This window comes from Desulfobaccales bacterium, assembly GCA_041648175.1.
In the GTDB taxonomy this organism is placed as follows: Bacteria; Desulfobacterota; Desulfobaccia; order Desulfobaccales; family 0-14-0-80-60-11; genus 0-14-0-80-60-11.
Genome location: JBAZPO010000002.1, coordinates 117820 through 137378, shown reverse-complemented (window position 1 = coordinate 137378; position 19559 = coordinate 117820). Strand labels below are relative to the sequence as shown.

Sequence of the window (19559 nt, the reverse complement as noted above, 5' to 3'; positions counted from 1 at the left end):
CCCCGGCACAACCCAGATACGACCGTGGCACAGGCTTGACCCTGACCCGCCAACCACGCGGGTCCCGCCTGGGTCGAGGGCGACGGCACCTCGCCCTGGCCCCGGCACGCGTCCCGGGTTTTACCTGTTTTATCGGCAGGCGGATGGTCTTTTTCGGCGATTTTGGGCGATTTTGGGGGTCTAAATTGACGCGAAAACGAGGTTTTAGTTCAACTCGTTCCCAAGTTGCACTTGGGAACGCAAATGAGTGCCAAGCTCAGCTTGGCATCAATCGAGGGCGTTCCCAAGCCCAGCTTGGGAACGAGCCATTCATGAGCCTCTGGCTCACCCAAAACCATGAAAGTATTGGTGGCACAGGCTTTCCAGCCTGTGCGAGCAGCACTTTCAGAGCAGAAAAATATATGGCTTTTAGAACTCCCTATCCATAGTCCTATACTGAATAGCTTCGGCAACGTGCGCCGGACCGATGGCCCCCTCCCCTTCCAGGTCGGCGATGGTGCGGGCGATCTTGAGGATGCGGTGATAGGCCCGGGCGGAGAGGCCCAGACGCTCCATGGCGGTCTCCAGCAGCCGTTGGGCTTCGGGTCCCGGGACACAGTGCGTTTTAATCATCCGGGGCGGCATGTGGGCGTTGGCGTAGATGCGGGTTTTATGAAACCGCTGCGTCTGGACCTCGCGGGAGGTGACCACCTGGACCCGCAATTCTTTGGAGCCTTCGCTCGACTCCGGCGCGGCCAGGTCTTTAAAGGGCACCGCGGGCACCTGGATCTGGATGTCGATGCGGTCCAGAAGCGGGCCGGAGATGCGGGAGCGGTAGGAATTGATCTGGTTCGGGGTGCAGGTGCAGGCCCGTTTGACGTCGCCGTAAAAGCCGCAGGGGCAGGGGTTCATGGCCGTCACCAGCATGAAGCGGGCCGGGTAGGTCAGCGAAGTGGCCGCCCGGGAGATGGTCACCTTGCCCTCTTCCAGGGGCTGGCGCAGGACCTCCAGGGTGGAGCGGCGAAACTCCGGCAACTCATCTAAAAAGAGCACGCCGTGGTGGGCCAGGCTCACTTCGCCGGGACGGGGGATGGTGCCGCCACCGATCAAGCCCGCGTCCGAGATAGTGTGGTGGGGCGAACGGAAGGGGCGTCTCGGCACCAGGGCCTGGCCCGGCCTTAACCGCCCCATGATGCTGTAAATCTTGGAGGTCTCCAGAGCTTCTTCAAAACTCCAGGGCGGCAGGATGGTGCGGAGACATCGGGCGAGCATGGTCTTGCCCGCGCCGGGCGGTCCCACCATAAGAACATTGTGGCTGCCGGCCGCGGCAATGAGCAGGGCCCGCTTCACCGGCTCCTGCCCCCGAACCTCCCGGAAGTCATCGTCATAACGGGGCGGTGGGGTCAAAAGCTCAGGGGTTTCCGGGATAAGCAGCGCCAGGGGCTCCCGTCCGTTTAAGAATTCCACCACCTGGGAGAGGTGCTCCGCAGGGTAAATGTTAATCCCCTGGACCACGCCCGCCTCTTTGGCGTTGGCCTTGGGGATGATGAGGGCAAGATTTGCCTCCCGGGTGGCCAGGGCCATGGAGAGTACACCTCGGGTGGACTTGAGGCGGCCGTCCAGGGAGAGCTCGCCATAGAGGAGATAGTTCTCCGGGGCCTCCGGAGGAATGAACCCCTGGGCGGTCAGGATGCCCACCGCCGCAGGCAGGTCGAAGCCGGTGCCATCCTTGCGAATGTCGGCCGGAGCCAGATTGATAGTTATAAACCTTATTAAATGCGTTTTCATCAACAAGGGCCTGCAAGGCATCGGGGTTGAAGCGGAACGGGGGAGGCATTATGACCCAGGTTTTCGTCTCCTCATCATATTCCACGGTGATCTTACCATCAAGCAGGGATTCGATCAATTTCTGCTTTTCTGGGGGTTCCAAGGCAATGATCTTATCTGCGATGCCCCTAAGCCATCTCCGGTTGCCTTTGACGAACCTCACCATGTCCTGATGGTTGGCCCTGGCCCTTTCCAGGCCGGCCAGCCTCTGCCCCGTATCGTCAATGTGGGCCTCAAGCGTTTGTATCTCCCCGCCGATCTTCTCCATCTGTTGGGCGAAAATGGCCCGGTCGAACCCCGGCTCCTCAAGCATGGTGAAGAGGTTTTCCCTGGCCGTGGTCTTGCGCCCCAAGGCCCTCTTATATTGGGCCAACTGCTCCGACAGGCCCTTGGCCTGCTCATCGAATTTCTGCGGCGCAAGAAGCCGCTCAATCTTGGCGGGGGCATATTTTCCGGCTATGGTGAACCCCCCGAAGGTCAGGAAGTGGAGTAGGTGATACATCACCCGGTCCTGTAGGGCCTGTGCGGGGATGCTGGGCAGGGAGCATTTGCATTTTTTCCCGGCGGCCTCCAGGAACTTCTTACCGGAGGTTGCCCAATAGCAGCAATAATAGTCGAAACGCCCCCGGATGGACTTGGGCTTGACAGTGCCGCCGCACTCGCCGCACCTGAGGACGTTCCTGAGCCAGAAATTCGGGTTGGTGGTGCGCTTGGTTTTCACCTTATTGAAGGCTATCTTTTCCTGCACCCGGTCCCAGGTCAGCTTGTCGGTCAGGGGCGGCAACTTCAATTCAAAATGCTGGTCGGCGGGCTTCATTTCCTCCGTCTTGATATTACCCTTGAAGACGTGGGTGTTGCGAAGCAGCCGCCCGGAATAATAGCAGGGGTTCTTCAATATCTGGCCCACGACGGTTGCGGAGAACAGGGCCAGCTTAGCCTTGACGCCGTCCTTGCGCAGGGCGATGGTTATGTCCTTGTAGCTCTTCCCGTCCAGGCACATCTTGACCATCCGGTTGTAGACTTCGGCCTCCTGGGGGTCAACCTCCATGCATTTCTTCTCTTTGTTCCAGGCGTAGCCATAGGGCGGTTTGCCGATGATGATATCTCCCCGCTTGGCCCGGATATGGCGGTTCTCAAGCATCTGACTTTTGATGACTTCACTTTCAAATTCCGCAATACCAGCAAGGACGGTTTGCAACAACCGCCCGGCAGGTGTGGAGGTGTCCAGGTTTTCCTTCAATGATGCAAACTTGATATGATTATCATCCAGGACGCCCAGGTTGTTCAACAGGTCCTTGGCGCTCCTGCCGAACCGGGTCATTCGACTTACAACAACGATATCAAATTCCTTTCGCCGGGCACCGTCCAGGAGGGCGTTCAATCCGGGCCTATCCTGCTTCCGGCCGGAAACGCCCAGGTCCGTGAATATCTCTATCAGTTCCAGGCCATGGCTTTCGCAAAATCGGGTAATTTCGTCCTGCTGGGTTTGGGGGCTTTCGCCATGCTGAGCCTGAGCTACCGTGCTGACCCTGGCATATCCAACTGCTTTCTGAGGTGTCATGGCTTGGCCTCCAATTTGTCCAGGCCGACCCTCTTGAGCCAGTTGCTCAGCGTGGCCGGGGTGCAGCCGTAGCGTTTGGCGATGAAGTCCTTGCGGGAACCGTTTTTCAATAATGCTTCAATCTCCGGCTTGAACTGGTCCAGCTTGCTCTTGCCCTTGCCCTTGGGCCTACCCAACTGCGCACCCTTGGCCCTGGCAGCTTTCAGGCCCTCTTTCGTGCGGGCCGAAATCAAATCCCTTTCGATTTCGGCAAAGAGCGCCATCATGGTAAGGAACACCTTGGATTCGATGCTTCCGTTGACGTGCTGGCCTCCCTTGACGACATAGACGTTGACGGCCTTCTTCTTCAACTCTGCCAGTACCTCAAGGATTTGCAGCGTGGACCGGGCAAGGCGGCTGAACTCCGGGGTGATGAGCCAGTCACCCTCTTTTAAGGTATTGACCAGCTTCCCAAGCTCCCGCTTGCGCCAGTCCTGAACCCCGCTTATCTTTTCCTCAACCCAAAGGACGGGGCCGAAGCCTTTACTATTAGCCCAGGCCAGGATGTCGGCCTTGTTCTTGGCGGTGTCCTGATCCTGGGTTGATACTCGTAGGTAGCCATAGACCTTCATAATGTCCCCCATGCAGGGGAGGGGCCTTCCCCTCCCCTTGCTGACCAGGTTTTACTTCTTGGCGAGTTCGGCGTCAATCTCTGCATCCGTTACTTCGATCCCGGCTGCCTTTGCCTTGCGGATAAGGAGCCGTTGCCGGGTCCAATTGCGGCGGTCCTTGTCCTTCCGGGCCTTGTCCCTGCGGATTAGGGTCTCAGCTTCCTTTTCCGTCACGCCCAATGCTTTCAGGTCGATTGCCATTGCTTTTCCCTCCACTTTTTAATTTAACCTCTAAAACTGGTTAAATTATAAGATAAAAGCAATAGAAAGTCTACCATTTTTTATAGATGTCAGGATATTTTTATAAGGTTCCTTTTCGCTATCGCCCAACCCTGACATTCCCCCCGCGCAGCTCATTGACGAACTGCTTTTGTTCCGCCCGGCTGGCCTCACCGATCTCTGTAACATGCTGGGGCGGTAGGCTCCGGGGTTTCGGCTCTGGCACTGTCTCTGGCTCCTGCTCCGGTTCCCCAGGGCTATCCCCAGGGTCGGGGAGATCATCGGCGTACACCGGCTTAGAATCGGTTGTAGGGGGTGTTTTGGGCCTGGGCAAGGGCGGGGGCAAGGTCCTGGGGGCCGGGGCCTTAAAGATAGCAGGTATGTCGGCGTCGGGGACCTCTGCGCCATCCATCTTTCGGGTTAAGTAGAGCAGGGCCTCCACCTCTTCAAAGGTCAGCCTGGACATGCCCTCTTTGGTCCGGGCCTGTTGTTCCTGCTCAAGGTGATCCTGGGAGCCTTGCAATTCCAGCAGCCGGGCCTCGTGATAGAGGGCGGCGATCTTCACCAGCAACTCAAAGACTCCCCTCTGCTCCCGCAAGGCGTTTAAGGCGGTGAGGTCGCCAGCCGTGCTATTCTTCTCAAAGTTCCGGTCGAAGATCAGCCGGGCCTTACTCACCAGGTCCTCTATGTCAGCCATCAGCCCCATGACCTCCAAACCGGACTTCCGGGTCCACGCCTGGGTAAGCTGACGGGACAAATGGCTTTCCTGATGATTGGCGATAGAATCGGTGCTGACCCCGTATGTGCGGGATATCAAGGTTTTGGATTTACCGGAGACAATCTCCCGTTCTATTGCTAACCGCTCAGGGTGATTACATATCTGGCAAGCTCTGGGCATAGTGGAATCTCCTTTAAGCCAATAATTGTTATTTGTCAATAATCATTATTAAACAGGCCAGGGGGGGCGGACCCTGAGCGCTATGCTTATTTAAAGGCCGTTTAGGGCGCTTCGCTATTGTTTTTAAGGGAGCGTTTGTTTTTCCCAAGATCGCCTCCTTATGATGAGGGAACCAAACCAGTGAAAGGTTTCTGAAAGGTTGCGTAGCAACCTGAAAGAAGCCCTAGCTATCTTTAGATAGCTGTTAACCTTATTCTCATTAATACTTATTCTCATTAATAACTTATTCTCTTTATGTCCTTAAACCTTAAGGGGTACGGTACACCTTAAATCTTATAGGGTACCATACGCCTTAAACTTTAGGGGGTACGTACCCCTTAAACCTTAAGGGGTAAGGGTGGCGTTGGCATACGCTCCTGAACGACAGCATCCTTCAATGACAGGCCAGTTTTCCTATTCATCGCCAAGCCCTGCACAAACTCATCGGGGGCCATGGCCACACGCTTCACCCAGGGGCCGCCAGGGTACTTCCGCCTTACGAAGGCCACCAGACCGGCCTTAGCCAGTATGTTGTTGGCCCTGTGGATGTATCCCTCGCTGATCTCGGCTTCCCTTGCCAGGGTCTCGTTACCGACGAAGGTTTCCCCGTAGGCCATGCCTTCCTTATTCACTTCAACCTTATTGTTGGCGCGGTTCCTGTAGATGAGGAATAGCTTTGTGGCGTTATAATTGTTGAGGGCAATCAGGCGGAAGGCCATGTCCCGGTCGAACGCCCACCAATCTTCCTTAATTTTTTTGACTTCGGCCATGACCATCCGGCATTCTTTGGCCCGCTGGCATTTCTTGCAGGTTGGGTCCTTGGCCTTGTATCCCTTGCCGAACTCGGGGCATTCTTTGGGCTGGGCTTTCTCTGTACCGGGCTGGGCTTCGGTTCTTTTGATCGGGGTGACGAATGTGCCGTCAGGTCGTCTGGGAAGTTTTTTGTCGTCCATCGTTGCCCCCTCCAAGGCATAATTCCCTGGGCAGGAGCGGTGTGGAGGCACCGCCCCTTTTTCCTGGGATTCTCAGGCCCCAGTAAGCCAAGGGAAACTCTCTGTTCATATTATAGTTGGTTTCCATCCAACCGCCCTCGACCCGGCGGCGGCCCCGGCGCATCGGCAAGAGGTATACCCAGGGCCTTTCGGCAGGGCTTGCAAATCCGGTTTTCCGGGTCCTGGGAATCGAATTTTTTATCACACTGAAGGCAGGTCCTCCGGGCCGGCTTCGGTGTGTAAATAGCGGCCAGGCGTTCATATTCTTCGGCGCTCATCTGGCGGACCTCCTGGGAGCCCGGGGTAAGACCCGAAGGCCATTGTTTTGCGCCAGCCATTCGGGAATAAGCAAGGTGTCGCTCCATTCGCCGATGGAGACGCTGACCTGGCTCTTGGGCAGCCAGCACGGCCGGTCCATTTGTGACTGCGGGACGAAAAGCACCGCCTTTTCCGTCATCTGGACCGCCCATCCTTCGATTTCGATCATCTTATTTCTCCTTTACTCTTCCGGCCCCGATTTAAAATCTCGTTAGCCCTAACTTAAGTTAGGGTTTTCAGCCCAAACAGGGCCGATAATCAGGCACCCCGATAAAGGTTGGCCTTGGCCCCGGACAGCCCGTCCAGCGAGGGAAGCGGGCTAATGTCCGGGGCCAAGGCCGGTTGGTGGGCTATGCTGTGCGGTGCCGGAAAGGAGGACCGGGGTGAACTCCGCCTGGGCATGGGCCGATATGCAAGTGAACGCAAACATCGACTACTCCTACAAAAATCCTTTATGCCTCGGCCCTTTTAGGCCAGGGGGCGTCGGCCCTGCCGCCTTCCTTCCGTGCCATGCGGCAGGCACGCAAGAACGGCATCACAATTTCGACGTTGTATACGGGCAAGGCAAGGCCGTCATAGGGCGACCCCTTGCAGCTTATGAACAGCTCGCCGTCCCGCTCCACGACATCCTGATTGTCAATCATCCGAACCGGCTCGCCGATTGCAAGACCGCAGGGGCCGTGTGGCAGGATCGGGGTCGCCTTCCGGGCGAGTTCGGCCTTTTTCTTGGCCTCTGCCATGCGTTTCAGGGCCACGATTTCATCGGCGACGATATCAACCTTGGCCTCTGCCCTGAGCCGCTTTTCCCGTATGGCATCGGGTTCGTTCTCAGGAACCGGCTTGCCACATCGCCACGCCTTGTCCCTGGCCTTGTCGAAATCCTGAATGGCGGCCTCAAGGGCGGCCTGGGACTTGGGGAGATTGGTTTTCATCCACTCAGCCAGCAGCGAATCAGGATCGTTGGTGGCCTCCATTAGAAGGTTGTTTATCACCCGGCCCTTGGGATTCAGAAAGGCCGATTGCTCTTTCAAATGGTCAAACTGTTGGTCGTACTCCACTTGTTCGCCGATCTTGTAGCGCCTGGGCATCACACCACCTCCGGGGGAAAGACGGCCTCGTCAGAGTGGTCCTGCTCTGACTGTTCCGGCTGCTTGCGGGCCTTTTGCTGTTCGAGGAACTCGGCTTCAAGGACTTCGATTGGATAAACGGCCTCATGTTCGTGGTTGTTTTCCATGTTGTTTCTCGCCTCTCTTCGTAAATTGTTGATCCATTGTGCAAGGGCGTCTCCAAGTATCTCCACGCCGCTGTTCACTCTTAGGCCGCACCCTGCTTTTTTTGAACATGCGCCAACCCCATCAGGTAAGATGGCCAAATGGTTTGGTTCGTGGGTGATGGAACAGCGATTGTACTCCTGGCCGCCATGCTGGCCGTATGTTTCGGTGTAATCGGAGAAAATCCCGACGCTGACCTCGCCGGGGAGCTTTATGATCTCCGCCGCCCTGGCATGGTTCGCAGGAATCTGGATCGTGCCCCTAATGGCCTTCTTGTTCTCATCGTAATATGGCTTGGTCACCCGGCCGACGACATATTTATCCCAGATCGCCTTTGAGCTGTTGACGTCAACGTATTGGCCGTCTTGCTTGGGATGATCAACGGTCACGGGCTGGCCTTCCCACTTCGGGGTGTTGGCCTTGAGAACGTGGGCGGGGTGGAAGACCGGCCCATGGCTCCCCGAGTGAACTCCCTCCACCATCAATGTGCAAGGGGCTACGAAGTTGCCCCCTTGGCGGGTCCACGGGGTTTCCAGATAGACGGTGAGGTATTCCATCGCCATTCCCTACAACGTGGCAGCGTGAACAATGCCAGACCGACCGTAATGATCACTTCTGATCTGCGGGATCATGCAGGCCACGACCGCAAATTCATTCGTGAACCCCCCGTTGAGCGTCCATTGTAGAACGGTGGGGGAAAGGCCGTGAAGCAGTCTGACAGTGCTGGATTCCATGCTGACGAGCAAGATGTTGTCGTCGGCCAAGAAGGGGGCTGCCTTAATGTCCTTGATACCTTCGACCTTCATAAGACGGTCCCGTATCAACATTTTGCCCTGCTCCAACAGAACGTAATCCCGGTCCATCACAATCGTGTAGGCGGCGGGGATGTAGAGCGTCCAGGGGCCGTAATGTCGGCTCTCAAGGCTGGCCTGCACCATGCCAAGAACATCGTCCAGGATATCCCCCGGATCGGCCGTAAGCCAGCTTTCAACCAGGACTTTTTGGGTCCTGTCAGGATGATTCGTGTAGCTGTAAACCAAGCCCCGCCCGAATTTATAGGTCTCATCGGCGAACAGCATCCTCTCCAGGCGTTCGGAGACGACGCGGGTCGCCTGGGCAACGGAATCCACCTGCAAGTCGGAGCCGGTGCCTTTGCGGCTGGCCTCCAATGGGCGCTTTCCAATGGAGAAATCCGAGTGAATCAACGGCATGGGCGTGTACACCGCCCCGTATTCGGGCCTGTCCTTCCTGGTGCGGACCGCAGGGTCCATGCTAACCCCGGCCTCCATCGACTCGCTCATTGTATGGCTCTCAAATTCGGTGGTGCCCAAGGAGGGAATGTTGACGGTTAGCCCGGCATTGATGAGGTCCTGAATGCCGACAAGGTGAATGTGGGCGGTCTCCAAAACCGTTTCATCCAACTGCTTCCATTCGTCCCGGCGCAATGTTGCGTAAACATCGGGGCCAGCCATAACAGTTTTGAGTTTGCCGTTGGGCTCAAAGGCCATGTAAGTTGCACCGGCGGAGTTGATCATTGGTCTGTTTACGCCGTCTTTGATGGTAACGTAAGTTTTACCGTCACTGCCGATGAACGGGCGATATGCCCCCGGCTCAAACGGGCCGCTGATTGCCCGGTTCATGCCAAGCAAGCGCTCCATCTGACTTTCGCTGATATGGATCATGTTTTACCTCCTATTAATGTCGGCACCTTGAGGTGCTGCGTCCTTTCCGTAGGCCAGTCAACCAGCCCCAAGACTTGCTCGATTTTCTTTCTCGTTGCGGGCCGGGGTATCGACCTATTGTTTTCGTACAAGGAAATCATCAACACTGTTACGCCGATTTTCTTTGCAAGTTCCACCTGGCTCATGTTCTTACTTCGTCTTGCTTCCTTTAGATTCATGCGTTACCCCCCGGATAAAGTGGGTTGTTTTTGGCTATAAATATAGGTTAACTTTAATATAAATATTTCCGGCCCTAACCCCTAATTGGACGCCTAATATTTTTTTAAGGGGGCGATTTTCTTTGACAATGCCTTCCAAGTGTGCAAGGGATAAGAATGGAGGTAGGCCATGGAAAGGAAGGTGGAGGCGGAAATCTACAAGGCGACTTATTGGGACGAAAACGTTAGAGATGAAGACCTTAAAGAGCAGTGGCGGAATATCCCCAAATACGCCCCCCGAGTCAAGGTACTTTACATTTTGGCCTGTAGAAACTGTAGGCAGTTGATGTGGGGCGAAATGGAAGTGAAGGAATCAAACGATAAAGAAGTTCTCATCCCGCATTTCTTCAACCATAGCGGAGACGACAGACAGGAGTTTACCCGCTGCCCGGACCAGGACTGCAAGAAGGAACTGTATCCCCAAGAGGATGGTCTGAATATAAGCCTGGTAGGGGGCAAGGTTCGAATTGACCCCGGGGCCACGAGGCCGAAGGGTTGCCTTTTTCGGTCGCCAAGGGAGCTGCAATCACAGTTTACTAATGATTATGATCGCTTTTCCGGCAAAAGGCCCGCTTAGGCTACCCGGGTATAGGGGGTATCAGGAGGGGTCATCATGCTCCTGATTATTTGGATTCTCTTTGGTATCGGGGCGGCTATTGCAGCCTCCAACAAGGGCCGCAGCGTATTTGGCTGGTTTTTGCTCGGGATTCTCTTGGGTCCTTTTGGACTTCTCTTTGCACTTCTTATTTCTTCTAACAAAGATGAGATACCTCCAGTCATAATAGCCCATGAATTGCCCCCAATTCCCTACTCTCCTGAACCCGAAGATGAAACCAAAGTTTGCCCCCAGTGTGCGGAAACTATCAAGAAGGCTGCCAAGAAATGCCGTTATTGCGGGGAAACCTTTAGTTTTGACCAAGGGAAGCAGGAAATTGAACCAAAGAAGGAAATCAAATTCGACTTCACAAGGCGGGGGAGTTGAGTTAGAAAAGAAATGAAAATATAAAAGCAGGAGGCGGTCATGCTACATTTTCGAAAGAAGATTGGCATATTTTCCCTATTTTTAGCATTTCTTTTAGCCGTTCCAGGATTTGCAGAAACCTTGGAAGCTCCTAGCGGGAAAGTTATCGTCTTTAAAACCGAGGACTTGATGGACTATGCCATCAAACACATTTCTGAAAAAAAAGAACCCTCTGATCCTCTTTTTCTTCAGACTATCGCCGCTCTGGTAGATAATGGCACTCAATGTTCGGTTATTAAATCTGGTAGTTCTCGGCTATCTTACCGCCGCAAAGTTAGAATTCTGAATGGTCGCTCCCGTGGCGCCGTAGGCTGGGTCAATGGGGAATTTGTAAAATAAAAGCCAAGAATACCCCCTTAAGCCGCCCGGCTTCCCAGCAATAAATGGTAGTTACCCAGGTTCGCCTTATACTGGCCGATTAGATTAGGTTTATAGTAACGCGGTTATCGGGGAACTTATAGCCGGAGTTTTTCACCGCGGCCCTGACCCGATCTTTACTTTCTTTGACTGCGGTTTCGGCCAAGCCCACGGTGGTAAAGGCGGGCAGGCCCGGGGCTAGGTCCACCTCCACATCGACGATGTAGGCATCCACCCCCAACAGGGCCCCGCTTTTCACCCTGGCAAGCATGGGTTTTCCGGGAGAGTAAGCAGGTAATGAGCGGTTATCTGGACCACGATATGGTTAGTGCGGGCTCTCCGCTTCCAGGAGATCTTCCAGGTTATTATTGGAGTAACCGTAGCACAAAATCGGTTTGATCACCTGCGATTGTTTTTTCCCCCTGGCCGGTTTGAATTGCTTCTGGGACTTGAGCGGTTCCATTTCCGTGGCTATGGGGGATTTGCTCTTGATAAAACCGGCGCGCAGGCCATAGATGTCGAAGACGGTGCCGTTATGAAACCAGCCCAATTGCCGGCCTTGCCAGCCGTAGACCTTGTCCTCGGAGAGATACGCCACCGGGCGGCCATCCCACAGGTAGATGGTCTCACCGTCATCGGCGATGTAGGAGACCGGCTTGCCATTCTTGTTGAACAGGGTAATTTCCATGGGGTCGAGACTCCTTCCTGGCAAACAGGTGGGCACCCACCCGAATTTTATGCATGCTGATGGCGCTGATGATGCTCGATCTTCAGGCAACGGTCCATGACCACGTTCAGGCCCGCCTGCCTGGCCTTGAGGGCCGAGGCGGCCTCTTCCAGACCCTGCTGCATCCATATTACCTTGGCACCCACCGCAATGGCTTCATCGACGATCCCGGGGATGGCATCCACTTTGCGGAAAATGTCCACGACTTCCACCGGGAAAGGAATATCCCGGAGGCTGGCGTAACACTTTTCACCCAAAATCTCCCGGCAGCCCGGATTGACCGGCACAATGCGGTAGCCGTGCGCCTGCAAATAGTGGGCTACTTGAAAGCTGGGCCGGTTGGGGTCGGAGGACAACCCCACCACCGCCACCACCCGGTGATTATCCAGAATCTCGGTGATTTCCGCGGCGCTGGCCTGAGTCTCAGAGGTTGTGGTCATGACAGCCCTCGTTGCTTTTAAGGAAGGCCTTTCGGCAAAAAGGCCGGGAGGAAATCCCGGCCCCGCCGACAAGGTTAGAAGGTCATGGTCGTGGAGCCGGGGCCGGGGCCAACAGGCTGGAGCAACTCCAAGGTTTCCGCATCCGCAATCTTCAGTGCCATTTTGATGTACTGATAGCCGAACTTCAGGAGTTCCTCGTCATCGTCCCAGATCTTCTCCCGGACCTCATCGTCCACACTGAAGACGTTTAGGAAGCGGCTCTTGAAGACGAAGTTCCGGAACTGGTCCAGATCATACAGGACCATGGCGAAGAGCCGGTTGCCCCGCTCGTCGGTGACCGGCCCGCCATTTTCGGCCCGGCGCAGCATCATGATCTTCCATTCCCGATTCATTTCGTCATACTGGTCCACGCCCTGGTCTTGCCGCCAGGAGGCGACGGTCCATTCCACATCCTCATCATACCCGCGGCAGTGTTCTTCCCGCACGAAGAAATAAAATTCATCCAGGCCTTCTTCGGTGATGAGGGAGCCCTGGCCGACCGGATAATAGCGGCAGGTGGCCGGGCGGTCGCTATAGACCGAGCAACCGGCGACGGGCTTAACGAAGGGGCAGCGGTCCTCGAACCGGGGCATATCCATGATGACCATGGGAAGGCCCGATTTGTCATGGGCTTCCGTCCGGGTATATTTTGCCAGGAAGTCCGCGGCCTTCAAATTGAGGCGGTTTTTCAGGCGGAGGATATCATAGGGGGTAAGGATGATGGTGGTCTTGCCACAGCACTCGGTGAAGCAGGACACCCCGGGATGACACCGGAACTTGAAGCGGCTCTCCGGGGTCAGTTTCCGAGGCTCCACCACCCGCATGTTCAAATCTACCATGTTCAACTCCTTAACGGTTTTTCTTTGCTTATGAATATCTTATCAAAATTTGATCCAAATAAAAATCTTATAATGAGGTCGAAGAACTGAGGTGTGGCCTCCAAGACCATGGAACATTTATTTAAGCATTAATGGCTTTATGCCGATTAGTAAAAAAATTTGCCGTAAGGAGATACCTATGGCTCAAACCTCTGAACTAGAGCAAAAAGTGGTCGCACTGGAAAAGAAGGTGAGAACGCTGGAAATCGCCGCTTTGTCTACCCTTATTTTCATTTTTTTGCTGAATATCTTTGCCAGACTTTAAGCCGAGAACTTTTGCGGGTTTTTCTTTATTCTTTAGACGCAACTTATTGATTGGTCTGCTATGGGCCAGGACAGGGTACTCCGCGCTCATAGCATTCCCCTAATACATTTTAATGTGGCAACGCATCCCATCAAATTTATTTTCGGTCTGGTAGTAATGTCGAAAAATCGACGTGACAATTTTCAACAAGCTCTGGCAGAATTCGAGCCGAATCACCGATTTTTTTGCGCCAACTTTGCGGCATATCAGCGAAGATTTTATGAACCTCATCGATTAAATTTCCATCTGTGATTATTTTTTTCGCCACAGCGCAGACCTGATGATAGTCTTTTTCCCGTTTTTCTTTTCTTTCAGGAAGAGAAGCGATCAAGAGTTTATGCAAAGTAAAGGCGGGCATAGATGGTAACGCTATGCGCCCGATGTCTCTCAACGAGACTTCCACTTTATTATTAAGCAGTATATCAAGATAAGGTAGCGGTATTGGAACCGTAGATAATGCTTTGAGTTCCGGGAATCGCCCTTCTGTGCCACTGCCTTTTCTCGGTTGTAAAAATTCTATCTTGAGCCCATCACCTTCATAAATAATGGTACCATCAGCGCAAAATTCCTGTCTGAAACCAAGTTCCTTGAGCACGGCTTCCAAATCCACAGATGGTCCTTTATAGGGTATCGGTATAGCGAAGTCGATATCCAGGGTACGTAAAGGAAACCATTCAACCCCAAAATGATTTTGATAGACTTTAAAACAATAGCTGCCGATAAGTTCAATGCCAGCCTCAAAAAAGCCAAACCCCTCCATTGCTATGAGAAGCTTCCTAAGGGGTCCGGTGAAATCTTTCAGTTCTCGAGACATTCTATTAGCCCTCAAAAGTTTTAAGGCGCTTTTGGCAGAGCGTAATTCGCGGATCAATCTTTGACGATTTTTAATTTTCTCAGCGATCTTTTTTACTGACGGGTCGCTTTCACTGCCCAGATAAACATCCTCAAATCCTTGCCCTTTTCTTTTATGCAGGTATAAGAACCAACCTCCCCAACTTTTTCTGCGCTTAATCGACCCCACCGGAGAAATCAACAGTTCCCCTATGAGTCTTTTTTGATAGTCGAGGTAATAGTCCCGACTCTCTTCCCAGATCTGCTCAATGACCATGGATCGACTCCCTCTATCGTCGACTATACCCCACAAATTACATAAAATCAAGCTTGTGGGGTATATACCCCACAAGTCAAGTAAAGTGAGAATGTGGGGTATAGTGAGTTAAAACCTCAGGGGAAGCAAAGAAACAGAAATATTGAAGAGCAAAAATCGATTAAAATTCAAGCGATTTAGGAGGATTAATTATGTTCTACCTTGGTATTTTAGAGACTGAAAATAAGTTTGCTATAAATAAAACCGGCCCCCAAAGGGGGCCGGCGGTGTTTCACGGCTTTGACCTGCCCGCGGTTAGAACCCCCGGCCTGACATGCGGGCCTGGAGCATGGCCACGGTGCGATAGACGATGTGGGCCAGCTTGGTGTACGGGGCGTAGAAGAACAGCATGAAGATCGCGGTAAGGTGCAGGAAGTACGTGGGGTAGGCCAAGATCCGGATGCCCACCAGGCGGAAGAGCCAGGCACCGAGACCCGTTGCACCCACAGTAAAGATCACGTAGATCAGGAACCAGTCAAAGTAGGAGCCGTAGCCGGCTTTTTCGGCATTTGCCTGACGCTCTTTGAGGATGTTGTAGATACCGTAAAGCAAAGAGGCGGTCCCTGCGATGGCTAGCAGTTTAATGGGCTCATAGATCGGGTAAGGTGATTCGTGGTGCAGAACCCATTCGTTGAGGAAACCCCACGTGGTAACAATCAACAAGAAAACAAACCCAAACACCAGGAACAGGTGGTTGGTGGAACGGTTATAAGTAACTTCGCACTCCCTGAAACGGTTGTGCATCAAAATGTCTTTTAGGGTTGTTACAAGATTCCCCACCAGATTGCCTTCTACCTTGACCTTCCAGGGGTTAGTGGCATTAATATCCTGCCAGAAGGCCATGACGCCTTTGGCCAGCACCGCCACCGCGAAGAAGAAGATGGGCACGAAGATGAAATCCACCAGGAGCGTGGGGAAAAAGTGGGAGAAAACGATGGGGCCTTCGGGGATGTTCCAGTGACCCGTGGCCTTTAAGGCCAGGAACAAGAGTAACATCGGGAAGGCGATGAGCAACGGCAGGAACCTGGGGTCCCCCACCGACTTGGCCAGCACCGGCGGCGTGGCGTATTTCTCGATACACATCTGCCGGAGGACGCCCAGGACCTCACCGGGCTTGGCGCCCCGGGGGCAGTACACGGTGCAGTCACTGCACTGATGGCACAGCCAGATGTCCGGGTCCTGGAGCACTTCGGTGAGACCCCATTGGGCCTGGAGCATCTCCTTCCGGGGGAAGGGTTTTTCATCGGGAGTGAGGTTGCACACTACCGAACAGGTATCGCACTGATAACACTTTTTGACCGTGTCCCCTCCTGCGGCCATCACCCGCTTCACGAATTGGAGGTCCGGTTTTATGATTTTTTCACCTGCCATGGATCATACCTCCTAAAATTCCTTGAACGGGTTGGGGCCGATCTCGCGCACCCGAGTCACAAAGTCGTCGAGAATCTTCGGCAGGCGATCGAAATCGGAGTGGGCAATCGGGTATTGGAGCACCCGGTCAGACTCCAGACCCAACTTATCCAAGGTTTCCGACAGCTTGCTCAGGCGGTATTCGCAGAGCTCGCTGCCCTTGGCGAAGTGGCACTGATAGTCGTCGCCGGATTTGCAGCCAAACAAGATAATGCCATCAACGCCCTTGGACAGGGCATCGGTGATCCATACCATGTTGAAGGACCCCAGGCAGCGCAGGGGAATGAAACGGACATACGGGTTTAAGCGCAGCTTGTGCAGTCCGGCTGCGTCCAGGGCCGGGTAGGCGTCGTTTTCGCACACCAAGCCAATGATGCGGAACGGCGCCGCCGGATCGTCCTCATCCTCGAGGTCCGGCACATCCACACTCTTGATCATGGAACCGATGAGGTCAACATTGAAGTCCTTAAAGGATACGATCCGTTCCGGACAGGCCCCCATGCACGTGCCGCACCGGCGGCAGCGGTTGATCTTATAAAAGGGGGTGCCTTTTTCGTCTTCTTCGATAGCGCCGAAGGGGCACTCTTCAGTACACCGCTTACAGGATGTGCAACGCTGCATGAACGGGTCCGGGAAGGTCTCGTCCCAGGCCCGGGGGTGCACCGCCATGCCCGCAGCCACGTGCTCCGCGGCCTGAATGGCCTTGCAGGCGGCGCCGATGCCGTCTTCGACAGCCATGGCCATATCCATGGGCTGGTGGACGCAACCCGCGGCGTAGATGCCGGTCCGCCGGGTTTCGTACGGGAAACAGATGAAGTTGGAGTCAGCAAAGCCGTGGTATAGATCCAGGTCGGGCAAGGCCGGTCCCTGCTTATACCCCAGGTTGAGCACGGACTCGTCGGCGGTTAAGGGCACAATACCCACAGCCAAAACCACCAGGTCGGCTTCGAAGATGACGTTTTCACCCAGGAGGGTGTCGGTGGCATTGATCAGGATATTGCCGCCATTACCCAGGCTGACTTCGGCGATCTCGGCCTTGGTGAGCATGACGCCGGCGTCGCTCTGCACCTGCTTGTAGAACAGCTCCGTCAGCCCCGGCGTCCGGATGTCCTTATAAAGGATCATAGCCGTAGCATTGGGGTGCTGCTCCCGCACATAGACGGCCTGCTTTAAGGAGGCCATGCAGCAGAAGCTGGAGCAGTAGGGCAGATGGTCCGGGTCCCGTGAACCGGCGCACTGAATAAAGGCCACCGATTGCGGCGCCTTGCCGTCGGAGGGCCGCACGATCTTGCCCGCCTTGGCCATCTCTTCCATTTCGATACTGGTAATGATGTCCTTGGACAGGCCGTAGCCCAGCTTGGTGAGCTTGGTGGCGTCGTAGGGCTTCCACCCTGCGGCCATAACCACAGTGCCGACCCGCAAGGTCTCGACGTCGCCGCCCACCTTGATGTCCGCGTCCAACAGACCGGGCTGGCCATCGAGTTTTTCCAGGGTCGCCGAGGTCATCACCTTGATCTTGGGATGATTCTGGACTTCCTGGATCTTCTTGAAGACCACCGGCTCCTGGAGGGTGGTGTAGGGGTAGCTGGTGGGGGTCTGCCGGTACATCTTGGCCGCGAACCCGCCCAACTGCGCCTCTTTTTCCACCAGGACCACGGCATAGCCGTCGTTGGCCGCTTCCAGTGCCGCACTCAAACCCGCGGTGCCGCCGCCGATAACCAGAATGGTCTTGTCGCATTCGGTCTGGTAGGGCTCAGGCAGCTCGTCCTTTTTGGCCTTGGCGCAGTACATGCGGAGATAATCTTCCGCCAGCAACTGGGTAGCTTCAACCTTGGGCTCCTGGGTCCAGGCCACCAACTCCCGGATGTTGCAGCGCTCGACGATGGCATTGGGAAAATCCAGCTCTTCGTATTTTACCCGGGGGGAGCAGGCTGCGATGACGATGGCGTTGATGCCTTCGCCTTCGGGCTTCATGTCCTCCAGGATCATGGCGCGGCCCTCAGGGCTGCACATGATGTCAGCTTCTTTGATGTGCTGGATTTTGCACTCTTTTTTGATTATTTTGGTGAGGCTCTCAAAATCAACGGCATCGGCGATGCCGCAGCCTTTACACAGATAGACTCCGTATTTCTTTTCCATCATGACCTCCTGCCCAGGGCGATGAGACTCTTAAGGGCGGCCCCGGTGCCATCCTGCACCGACTTGGTCACATCCAGGGGGCCCTTCAAGGTTCCCACGGCATAGACTCCCGGCGGCATCAGGTCTTGAATGACGAAGCCATCCGGCGTGTAAGACAACGGCAGGGCGAAGGGGGAGGCTTTGGTAGAGGGCACCATGCCCGCCGCCAGGACCACCATATCGAAGACCATGCTCTCTTTGTTGCCCGTGGCGGTATTTTCGGCCACCACCACAACATTGTCGGTCCCGGGTTCCTGGGTGATCTTGGCCACTTTACCCCTGATCAGATGGACATGCTCATCGTCCCGGACCTTCCAGTAAAACTGCTCATAGCGGCCGGGAGTACGGATATCGATATAGAAGATATAGACCTCGGTTTCCGGGTCCTTTTCCCGCAAGTAGGTGGCCTGTTTCAGGGAGGCCATGCAGCAGATGTAGGAACAGTACGGGAGATGGTTTTCATCCCGGGAGCCGGCGCATTGGACAAAGGCCACTTTTTTGGGCGGCTTTTGGTCGCTGGTCCTGAGGATCTGGCCGCCGGTGGGGCCGTTGGAGGCCGCCAGGCGTTCCATCTGCATATTGGTGATGACGTTAGCCACCTGGCCGAACCCCAGGTTGTCCATCTTGGTGGCATCGTAGAGTTCCCAGCCGCTGGCCATGATGATAGCACCGACGTTGAAGTTCAGGGTCTGGGGTTTCATGTGCAGTTCGATGGCGTCGTACTTACATGCCTCCAGGCACTTCTGCCCGCAGTCGCCGCTGCAGATGCTCTTGTCGATGACGTATTTTTGCGGAAAAGCCATATCATAGGGCAGATAGGCCGCTTTGGTCTTGTCCAGACCGTAGTTGAAATCATTGACCCGCCACTCGGTGCAGGCTTCTGCACAGGCATGGCACGCTACGCAACGATCATTGACGTAGCGCGGCTGCACCTTGACGGTGACGTCGAAATCGCCGGCGCTGCCGCTGACCTGGGTAACTTCCGCCATGGTATAAAACGTGATATTGGGATTTTCTTTGATCCGGCGAAAGTTGATTTCCAAACCGCAGGTGGGAGGGCAGAGCTTGGGAAAATATCGGTGGAGTTGGGCAACCCGGCCGCCCAGGTAGGGGGCCGCCTCGGTGATGATCACCTGAGACCCGGCTTCCGCCGCCTCCAGGGCCGCGGTGAGGCCGCTCATGCCTCCCCCGATGACCAGAATTTTGCTATCGGCGTTCACACAAGTCCTCCTTGGGGACGTTGAAGCGATCCAGAGCATCGGCCATGTCTCGGCTCCGGCCCAGGCCCTGAGACCCACTTTCCCCATGTATAATACATTGTGAATATGGGTTCAAGGAAAAACCGCATCGCTCTGGTGGGGGGAT

22 protein-coding genes and 1 pseudogene are annotated in these 19559 nt (G+C 54.9%); 4 read left to right on the top strand and 19 right to left on the bottom strand.

Annotation, left to right across the window (positions count from 1 at the left end; genetic code table 11):
• Nucleotides 1-408: 408 nt before the first annotated feature.
• From WC600_02645 to WC600_02595, 11 genes and pseudogenes are all read right to left on the bottom strand, one after another.
• Entirely contained in the window at nucleotides 409-1767 is a 1359-nt protein-coding gene (locus tag WC600_02645) for a YifB family Mg chelatase-like AAA ATPase (protein ID MFA4901623.1), read from the bottom strand.
• A gap of 550 nt (nucleotides 1768-2317) precedes the next feature.
• Nucleotides 2318-3367, bottom strand: a pseudogene (locus WC600_02640) (recombinase family protein).
• The gene (locus WC600_02635; GenBank protein MFA4901622.1) at nucleotides 3364-3978 is read right to left on the bottom strand and encodes a recombinase family protein; all 615 of its coding nucleotides are present in this window, start codon (nucleotides 3976-3978) and stop codon (nucleotides 3364-3366) included. Before WC600_02635 ends, WC600_02640 begins: the two are co-directional and overlap by 4 nt.
• Nucleotides 3979-4029: 51 nt before the next feature.
• Complete coding sequence (locus WC600_02630; protein ID MFA4901621.1) at nucleotides 4030-4218, bottom strand: hypothetical protein; 189 nt, start codon at nucleotides 4216-4218, stop codon at nucleotides 4030-4032.
• Nucleotides 4219-4336: 118 nt separating this feature from the next.
• On the bottom strand, nucleotides 4337-5134 hold the full coding sequence (locus WC600_02625) for a hypothetical protein (protein ID MFA4901620.1): 798 nt from the start codon (nucleotides 5132-5134) through the stop codon (nucleotides 4337-4339).
• Nucleotides 5135-5511: 377 nt separating this feature from the next.
• Nucleotides 5512-6126: a hypothetical protein gene (locus WC600_02620; protein MFA4901619.1), complete on the bottom strand. Its 615-nt coding sequence runs from the start codon at nucleotides 6124-6126 to the stop codon at nucleotides 5512-5514.
• Nucleotides 6127-6236: 110 nt separating this feature from the next.
• The gene (locus tag WC600_02615) at nucleotides 6237-6443 is read right to left on the bottom strand and encodes a hypothetical protein (protein ID MFA4901618.1); all 207 of its coding nucleotides are present in this window, start codon (nucleotides 6441-6443) and stop codon (nucleotides 6237-6239) included.
• Entirely contained in the window at nucleotides 6440-6652 is a 213-nt protein-coding gene (locus WC600_02610) for a hypothetical protein (protein MFA4901617.1), read from the bottom strand. The genes WC600_02615 and WC600_02610 overlap by 4 nt, the downstream gene beginning before the upstream one ends.
• Nucleotides 6653-6935: 283 nt before the next feature.
• Nucleotides 6936-7571: a hypothetical protein gene (locus WC600_02605; protein MFA4901616.1), complete on the bottom strand. Its 636-nt coding sequence runs from the start codon at nucleotides 7569-7571 to the stop codon at nucleotides 6936-6938.
• Nucleotides 7571-8311 (bottom strand): DUF2213 domain-containing protein, encoded by a 741-nt coding sequence (locus tag WC600_02600; GenBank protein ID MFA4901615.1) that lies wholly within the window; start codon nucleotides 8309-8311, stop codon nucleotides 7571-7573. Before WC600_02600 ends, WC600_02605 begins: the two co-directional genes overlap by 1 nt.
• Nucleotides 8312-8320: 9 nt before the next feature.
• Nucleotides 8321-9436 carry a major capsid protein gene (locus WC600_02595; protein ID MFA4901614.1) on the bottom strand — a complete coding sequence of 372 codons (1116 nt, stop codon included), beginning with the start codon at nucleotides 9434-9436 and terminating at the stop codon, nucleotides 8321-8323.
• A gap of 387 nt (nucleotides 9437-9823) precedes the next feature.
• Here WC600_02595 and WC600_02590 point away from each other — a divergent pair, with 387 nt between their 5' ends.
• Genes WC600_02590 through WC600_02580 form a run of 3 tightly spaced genes read left to right on the top strand, consistent with a single transcriptional unit; the run spans nucleotide 9824 to nucleotide 11053 of the window.
• Nucleotides 9824-10270 (top strand): hypothetical protein, encoded by a 447-nt coding sequence (locus WC600_02590; GenBank protein MFA4901613.1) that lies wholly within the window; start codon nucleotides 9824-9826, stop codon nucleotides 10268-10270.
• A gap of 36 nt (nucleotides 10271-10306) precedes the next feature.
• Entirely contained in the window at nucleotides 10307-10675 is a 369-nt protein-coding gene (locus WC600_02585) for a zinc ribbon domain-containing protein (GenBank protein MFA4901612.1), read from the top strand.
• A 39-nt stretch (nucleotides 10676-10714) separates the two neighbouring features.
• Complete coding sequence (locus WC600_02580) at nucleotides 10715-11053, top strand: hypothetical protein (protein ID MFA4901611.1); 339 nt, start codon at nucleotides 10715-10717, stop codon at nucleotides 11051-11053.
• Nucleotides 11054-11132: 79 nt separating this feature from the next.
• Here the strand turns inward: WC600_02580 and WC600_02575 are convergent, their stop codons facing one another.
• The 4 genes from WC600_02575 to WC600_02560 all read right to left on the bottom strand — a co-directional run bounded on the left by WC600_02575 (nucleotide 11133) and on the right by WC600_02560 (nucleotide 13116).
• Nucleotides 11133-11342 (bottom strand): magnesium chelatase domain-containing protein, encoded by a 210-nt coding sequence (locus WC600_02575; protein MFA4901610.1) that lies wholly within the window; start codon nucleotides 11340-11342, stop codon nucleotides 11133-11135.
• Nucleotides 11343-11396: 54 nt separating this feature from the next.
• Nucleotides 11397-11759, bottom strand: a complete 363-nt coding sequence (locus WC600_02570; protein MFA4901609.1) for a 4-fold beta flower protein — start codon at nucleotides 11757-11759, stop codon at nucleotides 11397-11399.
• Between the two features lie 47 nt (nucleotides 11760-11806).
• Complete coding sequence (locus tag WC600_02565) at nucleotides 11807-12238, bottom strand: CoA-binding protein (protein MFA4901608.1); 432 nt, start codon at nucleotides 12236-12238, stop codon at nucleotides 11807-11809.
• Nucleotides 12239-12312: 74 nt separating this feature from the next.
• Nucleotides 12313-13116 carry a YkgJ family cysteine cluster protein gene (locus WC600_02560; protein ID MFA4901607.1) on the bottom strand — a complete coding sequence of 268 codons (804 nt, stop codon included), beginning with the start codon at nucleotides 13114-13116 and terminating at the stop codon, nucleotides 12313-12315.
• A 178-nt stretch (nucleotides 13117-13294) separates the two neighbouring features.
• On the opposite strand from WC600_02560, the gene WC600_02555 reads away from it, so the two are divergent.
• Nucleotides 13295-13420 (top strand): hypothetical protein, encoded by a 126-nt coding sequence (locus WC600_02555; protein ID MFA4901606.1) that lies wholly within the window; start codon nucleotides 13295-13297, stop codon nucleotides 13418-13420.
• Between the two features lie 136 nt (nucleotides 13421-13556).
• On the opposite strand, the gene WC600_02550 is transcribed toward WC600_02555, so the two are convergent.
• The 4 genes from WC600_02550 to WC600_02535 all read right to left on the bottom strand — a co-directional run bounded on the left by WC600_02550 (nucleotide 13557) and on the right by WC600_02535 (nucleotide 19414).
• Nucleotides 13557-14567 carry a GSU2403 family nucleotidyltransferase fold protein gene (locus WC600_02550; GenBank protein MFA4901605.1) on the bottom strand — a complete coding sequence of 337 codons (1011 nt, stop codon included), beginning with the start codon at nucleotides 14565-14567 and terminating at the stop codon, nucleotides 13557-13559.
• A 294-nt stretch (nucleotides 14568-14861) separates the two neighbouring features.
• Nucleotides 14862-15977, bottom strand: a complete 1116-nt coding sequence (gene qmoC, locus WC600_02545) for a quinone-interacting membrane-bound oxidoreductase complex subunit QmoC (protein ID MFA4901604.1) — start codon at nucleotides 15975-15977, stop codon at nucleotides 14862-14864.
• Nucleotides 15978-15989: 12 nt separating this feature from the next.
• A complete protein-coding gene (locus tag WC600_02540; protein ID MFA4901603.1) occupies nucleotides 15990-18158 on the bottom strand; it encodes an FAD-dependent oxidoreductase in 2169 nt (722 codons plus the stop codon).
• Nucleotides 18155-19414, bottom strand: a complete 1260-nt coding sequence (locus WC600_02535; protein ID MFA4901602.1) for a CoB--CoM heterodisulfide reductase iron-sulfur subunit A family protein — start codon at nucleotides 19412-19414, stop codon at nucleotides 18155-18157. Before WC600_02535 ends, WC600_02540 begins: the two co-directional genes overlap by 4 nt.
• Nucleotides 19415-19559: the final 145 nt, after the last annotated feature.